The organism is Microbacterium resistens NBRC 103078 (assembly GCF_001552355.1).
In the GTDB taxonomy this organism is placed as follows: domain Bacteria; phylum Actinomycetota; class Actinomycetes; order Actinomycetales; family Microbacteriaceae; genus Microbacterium; species Microbacterium resistens.
Window position 1 is genome coordinate 1 of sequence record NZ_BCRA01000117.1, and the last position, 9760, is coordinate 9760.

Sequence of the window (9760 nt, forward strand, 5' to 3'; positions counted from 1 at the left end):
CTCGCGGCGCGGCTCTGAGCCCCGCGCCGCGAGCGGCTACTTGACGCTGCCGGCGGTGAGCCCGCCGACGATGTACCGCTGCAGCGCGAGGAACAGGACCATCGGCAGGATCGAGGCGAGGACGGCGCCGGCGGAGAAGACGCTCCAGTTCTTCGAGGTCTCCTCGGACACGAAGTGGTACAGGCCGACCGCGAGGGTCTGCTTGTCCGGGTCGACGAGGATGACCGAGGCCAGGACGAAGTCGTTCATGGTCCCGATGAACGCCAGCAGGCCCACGACCGCGAGGATCGGCGCCACCAGCCGCAGGATGATCGTGAAGAAGATCCGTGCGTGGCCGGCGCCGTCGATCTTCGCCGCCTCGTCGATCTCCGCGGGCACCGTGTTGAAGAACCCGTACATCAGGTACGTGTTCACCCCCAGCGCGCCGCCGAGGTAGACCATGATCAGACCGATCTGCGTGTTCAGACCGATCGCCGGGAAGATGTCCGAGATCGTCGACATCAGCAGGAAGATGGCCACGAAGGCCAGCAACTGCGGGAACATCTGCACGAGCAGCAGAGTGAGCAGCCCCGCCCGGCGCCCGCGGAAGCGCATGCGGGAGAACGAGTACGCCGCCAGGGCTCCCAGGATCACCGTGCCGACGGCCGTCGTCAGCCCGATCACCATCGAGTTCAGGAACCAGGCGCCGTAGGGACGCTGCGGATCCTGGAAGAGCCGCACGTACGCGCCCGGGTCGAAGCTGGTGAACAGGCCGTTCGCGGTGAGCAGCGTCCCGCCGGGGTTGAGGGACGCGGACAGGACGTACAGCAGCGGGAACGCCGAGAACACGAGCATCACGAAGCCGACGAGGTGCCGCCATCCGGTCTGCCGGAACCAGGTGCCGAACGGGCGGCGCGGCGCGCGGTGCGGCGCCACGGCCGGGGCGGCGCCGGTCGCGGCGGACGAGCTGATCGGGGTGGTCGCGGTGGTCATCTCAGTTCAGCTCCTCGAGCACCTTGGTCTGGCGGAACCCGAGGTACGAGATCACGCCCACGATGAGGAAGATGATGATCGAGAACGCGCTCGCCAGCCCGTAGTCGCGCAGCTGTCCGACGAACGCCACCTTGTAGACCATGGAGATGAGGATGTCGGTCGCCCCGACGTTGATGCTCGCGTCGGCGAAGCGGGGACCGCCGCGCGTCAGCATGTAGATCAGGTTGAAGTTGTTGAAGTTGAACGCGAACGACGAGATGAGCAGCGGCGCGACGGACACGAGAAGCAGCGGGAACTTGATCCGCCGGAAGATCTGCCACACGTTCGCGCCGTCCATCCGCGCCGCCTCGGTGATGTCCTCGGGGATGGACTGGATCGCTCCCGTGCAGACGAGGAACATGTACGGGAAGCCCAGCCAGAGGTTCACGATCAGGATCGCCGCCTTCGCGAGCCATTCGTTCTGCAGCCAGGGCACCTCCGCGCCGCCGAGGAGCACCTGGTTCACGAAGCCGAAGTCCTGGTTGAACATGCCCGCCCAGACCAGCGCCGACAGGAATGCCGGGAAGGCGTAGGGCAGGATCATGATCACCCGGTAGTACTTGCGGCTGCGCATCCTCGGGTCGTTGAACACGATCGCGAGGAACAGCCCGAGGGCGAACGTCGTCGCCACCGAGAGCACGGCGAACACGAGGGTCCAGGCGGCCACCGCGAGGAACGGCTCCCGGATGCTCGGCTCCGTGAACGCCCGCGTGAAGTTCGCGAAGCCGACGTTGGCCGACCAGCCGGGCAGAAGCTCCTCGCCGTCGGCGGAGGTGAAGGCCCCGGTGCCGATGTCGCGGTAGACCGTCCCGGTCCTCACGTCCGTCATGGTGTCCGCGGACGCGTCCCAGGCGAGGTCGGACAGGTACGTCTGCGCGCTGGAGACGTCCTTCATCCGCAGGTAGCCGTCCGCCGGGTCGTCCGAGACGGGGACGGCGACGGCCGACACGAGGGTCTGGTTCTTCACGACCGTGCCGAAGTCGAGCGTCGTGTAGCCGTCCACGGCGACGGCCTTGTCGCCATCGAACTCGGCGTCGACCGGGGCGAGCGCCTCGCCGGTGGTGCCGATCTCGGCGTCGCCGGTCTCGGGATCGGTGACGAGGAGGAAGTACGCGCCGTCGCGCTCCAGCACCGTCGCGTCGTACACCGGGCCGCCCTCGACCGGGCTCTCCGACTGGACGAGGAGCGCCGCGACGGCGTCCTCCTTCGTCGAGTTGTGCCCTGTGCCGTAGTTGGTGAAGGCGATGTAGACGGTGTAGCCGACGACGAACACCTGGAAGATCAGCAGGAAGATCAGGCCCGGCGTCAGGTACTTCGCCGGCAGCAGTCCGGGGGTGAGGTACACGACCGTCACGGCGACGGCCAGGAGCAGCACGACCGCGGCCACGATCCAGGATCCTGCCGCGATGAGGACCATGGCGGCGTAGACGGCGGCCGCGTCGATGATCGCCAGCGCGGCGATCTTGACCAGCCACACCTTCCATCCCGCGGCGGCGGCCTCGGCGTACCGCTCGGCGCGGCGGCGCCGGCGCGCGGTGCCGGCGTCCTCCCCAGCTCTCGGCTCCTCGATGACGGGCGCGGTCATCCGTTCTCCTGCGTTCGTGTGCGGTCGGTGTCGTGTCGTGGCGGGGCGTCCGCCGGCGGCGATGCGGATCCGGGGTGTCCGGCCGGGCCCAGGACCCGGCCGGACGCCCCGGGCCGGTCAGCCGAGCTTCGCCTGGATGTCGGCGGTCATCTTGGCCCAGGTCGCCGCGGGGTCCTCGCCCTTGATGACGGCGGCCTCGGTCACGCCCCAGAACTCCCAGACGGCGCCCATCTCGGGGATCGACGGCATCGGGACGCCGTCCTTGCCGACGGCGCCGAAGCCCGCGACGATCGGGTCGGCGGAGGCCTTCTCGAACGCGCTGGTCAGCGCGGGAGCACGGTCACCGGCCTCGAACAGGGCGGTCTGCACGTCCTCGGTGGCCAGGTAGTTCGTGAGGAACTCGTTGGCGATCAGCGTGTTCTCGGACTTCGCGTTGACGTAGAAGCCCTGGACGCCGACGAAGGGGCGGGCGGGCTGTCCGCCCGCGGAGGGGATCGGGTCCACGGCGATGTTGATGCCCTTGGCCTGCGCATCGGCGACGTTCCAGGGACCGGTGAGGATGAACGGGGACTTGCCGGAGTTGAAGGCCTCCTTCGACAGGTCCTGGGTGAGGTTCAGGTTGATCGTGCCGGCCTTGCCCTGCTGGCCGAGCCAGGTCGCGAAGGCGACGCCGGTCTCGTCGCCGACCGTCAGCTTCGAGCCGTCGTAGCTGCCGTCCGCGTTCTGCGCGAACACGGAGTTCCCGAACGAGGTCTGGAACGGGTACAGGTGGTACGGGTCGGCGTCGGCCGGGTCGAGGCCGACCACGAACGGGTACTGCACGCCCGCCGCGGTGCCCTTGGCGATCATGTCGTCGAAGCTCGTGGGCGCCTCGGGGACCAGGTCCGCGTTGCGCATCAGCGCGATGTTCTCGATCGCGTACGGCAGGCCGTAGACCTTGCCGTCGTCCGTGAACGCGGACACGGCGACGGGCTGGAACTCCGCGGCCTTGTCGCCGAGGTCCACCGGAGCGACCAGGCCGTTCTGGACGAAGCCGCCGAGCCAGTCGTGGGCGCCGACGGTGATGTCCGGCCCCTTCCCGGTCGGCACCTGCGCGGCGAACTCCTCCTGGATCTTGCTGAAGTCCTTGGTGACGAGCTTGACGGCGACGCCCTTGTCCTCCTCGAACGCCGCGGCGACGTCCTTGAGCGCCGTGGCGCGGTTCGCGTCGACCCAGATCGTGAGCGTTCCTGCGGCGCCGGCGCCCTCGGATCCGTTGTCCCCGCCGGAACCGGACTCCGCGTTCCCGCCGCAGCCGGTCAGGGCGACGGCTCCGGCCACGAGGAGGGCGCCGAGCCCGAGTGCGCTCTTGGTGTTCACCTTCATCGGTGTGCCTCTCTGATGTGTGTGAGGAGCCCGGACCGGGTCGGTCGGCCCCATCGCCTGATTGCAAGCGTTTACAGTATGACCTCGCATCGCCGCGATTGCAACGGAGACGACGCAGGAAAGGATGTGAAAGCGTTTCCATGTCGTCGGCTTCTCTGGACGAAGGCACTCCACGCACCATGGGTGCGCCGTGTCATCGCAGATCGGAGCCCGCATGGCCCTGCCCTCCGCCTCGTCCGCCCCGGTGTCCGCGAGGACTCCGTCCGCCGACGTGCGCCCGCCGACTGCGCTTCCCGCGCTCGCCGTGCTGATGATCGTGTTCTCCTCCTGGGTCCTCGCCCCGCTCCGGCTGGCACGCGGGTGGCCGCCGGATCTCGGGTTCACACGCGACAACACGTTCTATGTGCTCATCACCACCACGGCGGCCGCCACCGTGCTGCTCGTGCTCGGCGCGGTCTCCGTCCGTGCCCGGTGGCTCGTCGTCGCCGCCGGGGTCGTCGCTCTCCTGCATGGTGCGGCCGCCGCCGCGATGCTGCTGATCCAGCTGATGGGTGAGGCCCGCGCGGAGTTCCTCCTCGAGTCCGGGCTGCTGCTGGCGGCCCTGACGTGCGGGCTGATCGCGACCGTCTTCGGAGTCTTCGCGTGCCGTGCACCCTCGCCCACTCCCCTGCTGATCGCTCTGGCGCTCGGCGGCGCCGCTGTTGCCCTGGAGGCCGCCGCCGATCAGGCCCGATACCTGGCGATGACGCACGGACAGGGGTGGACGGTGTGGTCGCTCATCGGCCTGACCTCCGTGGCCGCACTCGGCTTCGCGGCCGCGCTCGCCGGCCTGCGAGCGCCCGGTCCGCGCGTGATCGCCGCCGCCGTCCTGATCATCCCGCTCGTCGATCGGACGAGAGTGCTCGTCAGCACCCTCCGCACGGGCTCCGGCCGTCTCGGCGTTCCGGGCGCGGGGACGCTCGAGGCCATGGGCATCCTCACGATGTCCCTGCGCGTGCTCGCCGTGGTCGCGGCGATCGCCCTGCTGATCGCGGCGGCGGTGCAGATCGCCCGCCGGCGGCAGGAGACGTCCGCGCCGCCCGGATGACCCGGCCGGGACGGCTCGATACACTGACGGCATGGCTGACTCTTCGTTCGACATCGTTTCCAAGGTGGATCACCAGGAGGCCGACAACGCGCTGAACCAGGCCCGCAAGGAGATCGAGCAGCGCTACGACTTCAAGAACACGGGCGCCTCGATCGCCTGGAGCGGCGAGCAGATCGTCATCACCGCGAACGCCGAGGAGCGCGCCAAGGCCGTGCTCGACGTGTTCCAGTCGAAGCTCATCAAGCGCGGCATCTCGCTGAAGAGCCTCGACTCCGGCGACCCTGTCGCCAGCGGCAAGGAGTACCGCATCGTCTCGTCGCTCAAGGACGGCATCTCCTCGGAGAACGCCAAGAAGATCGGCAAGATCATCCGCGACGAGGGCCCGAAGTCCGTCAAGTCGCAGATCCAGGGCGACGAGCTGCGCGTGCAGTCCAAGAGCCGCGACGACCTCCAGGCGGTGATCGCGCTGCTCAAGGGCGCCGATCTCGACATCGACCTGCAGTTCATCAACTACCGCTGACCGGCGACGCCGACCGGACGGCGGCGAGCGCTGAGCTTCGATACTGATATACAGGGCCGGATCGCCAAGACTGGGAGGGTCACGCCCTCCCGTGTGACGCCGTGCGACGGGGCCGAACCGGTCCGCCGACGATCAGATCGTCGCCGTGGTGGGGAACACGGCGGACGGATGGATCGGCCCCCGTCGCACCCCCTCTCCGTCGGACGTTCCGCGCGTGTCGCGTGTTCCTCACGCCCAGACCCCCTCTCGCCACCGAGACCCCCTCCCCCGAGCGCTCGTAGGAGGGGGTCTCGGCGCGGAGAGGGGGTTTCGGCGGCGGGCGACCGGGCTGGGACGGGCCGAGGCAGGGACGCGACAGGGTAGGCCGGGGTGCATCCGGAGCCGCCGACGCGCCGACCGGATAGACGATCGTTTGGATCTGCGAGATATCCGTGATGTGATTGTGCGCCTGAGCACGTGATCGTGGGGACACGTGCGTCTGGGGGTTCAGTATCCATGGAAATCGCAGAACCGAAGACCGCGATGACGCCGATCTCCGTCGGGGTGGAGAAGCAGCTGCTCGCGGAGGAGCTGTTCCAACGCATCGGAGAGACCATCATCGACGGCACCCTGGAGCCCGGCCAGAGGATCCGCGACGCGGACCTCGCCGCGCAGTACAGCGTGTCGCGCATGCCGGTGCGTGAGGCGTTGCAGCGGCTGGAACGCCTCGGGCTCGTGGAGATGCGGCCGAGCCGCTTCACCCGGGTCACCGAGGTGAACGACGAGACCGTGGCGCAGTCGCTCGAGTTCGCCGGGTACCAGGCCGGCGTGCTGACGCGGATGGCCGTGCTGCGGATGAGCGATGCGCAGCGCGCGTCGGCCGCGGCCCTCGCCGAGAGCGTCGCCGACGCGCTCGTCGAGCGGTCGGACGTCGTCGCGGCGCGCTGGGCGCTGTTCGGGTATCTCGCCGACCACTGCGGCAACCCGCTGCACACGATGCTCCTGTCGGAGACCGGGATGGTCCTGACACGCAACCTGCGCGGGTGGTCCCTGGGCGACGACGGGCGTGCACAGGTCGCAGACGGCTACCGGCGCTACGCGGAGGCCATCCGCATCGGGGACGCGGACGGGGCGGAGCGGCAGGCCCGCACCGTCCACCTCGTGGACTGACGGAGTTCGATCGCGTCATCCGGTCCGCGTGGCGACCGCCCAGCCGCGCGACCAGCGGTCGAGCCGCGCATAGGCCTCCTCCCGCGCCTCGTGGCGCGAGAGGAAGACGTCGTGGAGCGCGCCGTCGATCCGCTCGATCGTCACGGACGGCCCCAGCTTGAGCGCGGCACGGGCCACGTCGTCCACGCCGAGCACGCTGTCGGCGCGGGTCAGCTCGTCCGACCACGCCGTGGGCACGGCCGAGCGCTTCGACAGCAGCACGCACACCGGGACCGGGATGTCGATCCCGGCCGCGATCGTCGCGTGACCGGCGAGGATCGCGTTGAGCCATCCGGCGTGCACGGCCATGGTCTGCTCCGGGCGCCACTGCAGATTCACGTCGATCGGGTCCGCGGGGTCCGCGACCTCGTGCTGCGCCCGGGTGTAGAAGCCGAGATCCACCTGCGGCGCCCGCTCGAACGGGCGGTAGCGCGCCTGCCAGCCCACGAGCGGCGCGATCGTCTCGCGCGTGAACCGCGGAAGCTGGAACTCCAGCCAGGGACTGTTCAGGATCACGCCGTCCGCTCGTCCGGGGTTCCGCGCGGCCCAGAGGCTGAGGATCAAGCCGCCGGTGGAATGTCCCAGGAGCACGAGTCGGCGCGGGTGCGCGGGCTCCTCCTCGTCGCGCGCGGCGAGGGCGGCGGCGATGTCGGCGTCGTAGGCGGAGAGATCGGCGATGTAGCCGGGCGTCTGGCCGTCGCGGAGGCTGCGGCCGTACTTGCGCAGGTCCAGCGCGAAGAAGCGCGCGCCGCGCGCGGTCCAGAACCGGGCCAGCCGCTTCTGGAAGAAGTAGTCGGACCAGCCGTGGACGTACAGCACGTCCGTGTCCGCCAGGGGGCGGCGGTCGCCGAAGAGCCGCTGCCGGATGCTGTGCTCGGGGAACGCGCGCACGAGCGTCGCCACGACGGGGCCCTCCTCGTCCTCGCCGAGCGGCAGCGTGCGCTGCTGGAACTCGTCCCCGAGGACGTCGGTCACCCACTGCGTCACCCGGCCAGGCTACCGCCGGCGACCGCCCCGGTCGTCGAGCGAGCGCGCCCGGCCGTTGAGCGAGCGCAGCGAGACGAAACGCCCCGGGCCCCGGTCGTTGAGCGCAGGTCACCGCGTTTCGACTCGTCGCTGCGCTCCTCGCTCAACGACCGAAACCACCCCGGCCGTTGAGCGAGCGGAGCGAGACGAAACGCCCCACGTTTCGACTCGTCGCTGCGCTCCTCGCTCAACGACCGAAACCACCCCGGTCGTTGAGCAAGCGCAGCGAGACGAAACGCCCCGGCCCGCACGACGACCGGGGCGTCGCTCACGACAGCAGCGTCTCCCCGATCCAGCCGCCCTCGGCGCAGCCCGGCGGGATCGCGAACACCGCGGATCCGATCGGCGTCGTCCACGTGTTGAGCAGGTCCAGCTCGTCCAGACGGCGCTGCAACGGCACGAACTGCGCGTCCACGTCCGCCTGGAACGAGACGAACACCAGCGCCGACTCCGTCACCTCCTCCCCCTCGGGATGCACATCGTCGTTGTAGGCGCGTCGGAAGATCCGCTCCCGCGGGTCGTCGCTGCGTGCCCGCCGGACGTGGGAGAACGCCGGGATGACCGGGAACCCCACCGGAGTCAGCGCCTCGAAGTCCGGTTCGTCGTGCTCGCGATTCCCGGTCAGCGGCGCGCCGTCCGACAGGCGCCGGCCCACGGACTGCTCGCGGCCGGCCCGGTCGATCCGGTCCCATCCCTCCAGGTCGAGACGGATCCGGCGGATCACCGCGCCGGTGCCGCCCGCCAGCCAGCCGTCCCGGATCCACACCACGCGCTCGAAGTCCGCGGTGCCCGGCCGGGGGTTGGACGTGCCGTCGACCTGCCCGAAGAGGTTGCGCATGGTCGTGCCGGGGGCCTCCGTGCCGTGTGCCCGGCGGAACCCCTGCTGCCGCCACCGGACCCGTGCGAAGCGGCGGGCGTCCTTGAGGAGCATCCGCGCCGCGTGCGCCACGGTGAGCGGATCGTCCGCGGCGATCTGCAGGAGCAGGTCTCCGTCTCCGAGCTCGGGGCGAAGACGGTCCACGCCGAACGCGGGCAGCGGGCGAAGCCACGACGGGGCCTCTCCCCCGGCCCGGGCGACGAAGCCGGGACCGAAGCCGAACGTGATCGTCAGCCGGGCCGGGGACGCCGCCAGTTCGGGCTCGGTGTCCGCCAGCGCGCCGCGGCCGGCCGTGAGCCGGGCCGCGTCATCGCTGAGCGTGCGCATGAGACCGCGCAGCCCCGCCCGGTCGACGCCCTCCCGCAGATCCAGACCGAGGAACACCGCGTGCGCCTGCGCCGGGGTGGCGATCCCGGCCTGATGCGCGCCGTGGAAGGGGACGGTGTCTCCGCCGTGCACCGGTGCCGACTCCGGCTCGTCCGGTCCGGGATGGGGGACGACGAGGCGTTCGACGCCGAGCGCCGCGACCGCGCCGACGCCGGCGGCAGCCCCTCCGAGGAGGAACTGCCGCCGGGTCGACCGGGCGCGGCCCGCGTCTTCCGCGGGCCGCGAGCTCATCGCGCGCTGTTCCCGCCGTGGCCGCCGTGCTCGCCGCCCTCGTAGTTCTCGTTCGCGCCGGCGTAGTCCTTCACCGGGGCCGAGACCGTGAGCGAGGAGCCGTCGTCGAACGTCAGCTCCAGCTCCACCTCCTCGCCCGGGCGCAGCGGAGCCGACAGCTCCATGAGCATGATGTGATCGCCGCCGGGCTCGAGCAGGTGCGTTCCGCCCGCGGGGATCGTGACGCCGCCCTCCTTCTCGCGCATGACCATCTGGCCGGACGCGTCGGCGGCGGTCTCGTGAAGCTCGACCATGGACGACACCGGCGTGGTGACCGAGACCAGGGTCGCGTCCGCGGGGCCGGCGTTGCGGATCTCGCCGAAGGCCGCGGACATGCCCTCGTCGGCGGCCTTCACCCAGGCGTCGACGACGGAGACGTCCTCGGCGCTCGCGGTCGCGGCGGAGGAGGCGGCCGGGGTCTCCGGCGCGGCGGCCGCCGGCGCG

At 70.6% G+C, this 9760-nt stretch carries 9 protein-coding genes; 3 read left to right on the forward strand and 6 right to left on the reverse strand.

Going from position 1 to position 9760, the window contains the following annotated elements; genetic code table 11:
* Positions 1-36 precede the first annotated feature (36 nt).
* From MR1_RS16145 to MR1_RS16155, 3 genes are all read right to left on the reverse strand, one after another.
* Entirely contained in the window at positions 37-972 is a 936-nt protein-coding gene (locus tag MR1_RS16145; protein WP_067249278.1) for a sugar ABC transporter permease, read from the reverse strand.
* A 1-nt stretch (position 973) separates the two neighbouring features.
* Positions 974-2596, reverse strand: coding sequence for an ABC transporter permease subunit (locus MR1_RS16150; protein WP_067249281.1), 1623 nt, complete (start codon positions 2594-2596; stop codon positions 974-976).
* 117 nt (positions 2597-2713) lie between these two features.
* A complete protein-coding gene (locus tag MR1_RS16155) occupies positions 2714-3961 on the reverse strand; it encodes a sugar ABC transporter substrate-binding protein (protein ID WP_067249283.1) in 1248 nt (415 codons plus the stop codon).
* 214 nt (positions 3962-4175) lie between these two features.
* On the opposite strand from MR1_RS16155, the gene MR1_RS19875 reads away from it, so the two are divergent.
* The 3 genes from MR1_RS19875 (at position 4176) to MR1_RS16170 (ending at position 6717) form a co-directional block, all read left to right on the forward strand.
* The gene (locus MR1_RS19875; protein ID WP_067249288.1) at positions 4176-5048 is read left to right on the forward strand and encodes a hypothetical protein; all 873 of its coding nucleotides are present in this window, start codon (positions 4176-4178) and stop codon (positions 5046-5048) included.
* A 31-nt stretch (positions 5049-5079) separates the two neighbouring features.
* The gene (locus MR1_RS16165) at positions 5080-5568 is read left to right on the forward strand and encodes a YajQ family cyclic di-GMP-binding protein (RefSeq protein WP_067249291.1); all 489 of its coding nucleotides are present in this window, start codon (positions 5080-5082) and stop codon (positions 5566-5568) included.
* Positions 5569-6063: 495 nt separating this feature from the next.
* Positions 6064-6717, forward strand: a complete 654-nt coding sequence (locus tag MR1_RS16170) for a GntR family transcriptional regulator (protein ID WP_233459976.1) — start codon at positions 6064-6066, stop codon at positions 6715-6717.
* A 15-nt stretch (positions 6718-6732) separates the two neighbouring features.
* On the opposite strand, the gene MR1_RS16175 is transcribed toward MR1_RS16170, so the two are convergent.
* The 3 genes from MR1_RS16175 to MR1_RS16185 all read right to left on the reverse strand — a co-directional run.
* Entirely contained in the window at positions 6733-7743 is a 1011-nt protein-coding gene (locus tag MR1_RS16175; protein ID WP_067249298.1) for an alpha/beta hydrolase, read from the reverse strand.
* A gap of 307 nt (positions 7744-8050) precedes the next feature.
* Complete coding sequence (locus MR1_RS16180) at positions 8051-9277, reverse strand: Dyp-type peroxidase (protein WP_067249300.1); 1227 nt, start codon at positions 9275-9277, stop codon at positions 8051-8053.
* On the reverse strand, positions 9274-9760 hold a 487-nt coding region (locus MR1_RS16185), incomplete at its 5' end, for a copper chaperone PCu(A)C (protein WP_157518308.1). The genes MR1_RS16180 and MR1_RS16185, both read right to left, overlap by 4 nt.

What these genes read in the sequence shown, in the direction of transcription:
- MR1_RS16145 (WP_067249278.1), bottom strand. Translation starts at nt 972, where the DNA reads ATGACCACCGCGACCACCCCGATCAGCTCGTCCGCCGCGACCGGCGCC.
- MR1_RS16150 (WP_067249281.1), bottom strand. Translation starts at nt 2,596, where the DNA reads ATGACCGCGCCCGTCATCGAGGAGCCGAGAGCTGGGGAGGACGCCGGC.
- MR1_RS16155 (WP_067249283.1), bottom strand. Translation starts at nt 3,961, where the DNA reads ATGAAGGTGAACACCAAGAGCGCACTCGGGCTCGGCGCCCTCCTCGTG.
- MR1_RS19875 (WP_067249288.1), top strand. Translation starts at nt 4,176, where the DNA reads ATGGCCCTGCCCTCCGCCTCGTCCGCCCCGGTGTCCGCGAGGACTCCG.
- MR1_RS16165 (WP_067249291.1), top strand. Translation starts at nt 5,080, where the DNA reads ATGGCTGACTCTTCGTTCGACATCGTTTCCAAGGTGGATCACCAGGAG.
- MR1_RS16170 (WP_233459976.1), top strand. Translation starts at nt 6,064, where the DNA reads ATGGAAATCGCAGAACCGAAGACCGCGATGACGCCGATCTCCGTCGGG.
- MR1_RS16180 (WP_067249300.1), bottom strand. Translation starts at nt 9,277, where the DNA reads ATGAGCTCGCGGCCCGCGGAAGACGCGGGCCGCGCCCGGTCGACCCGG.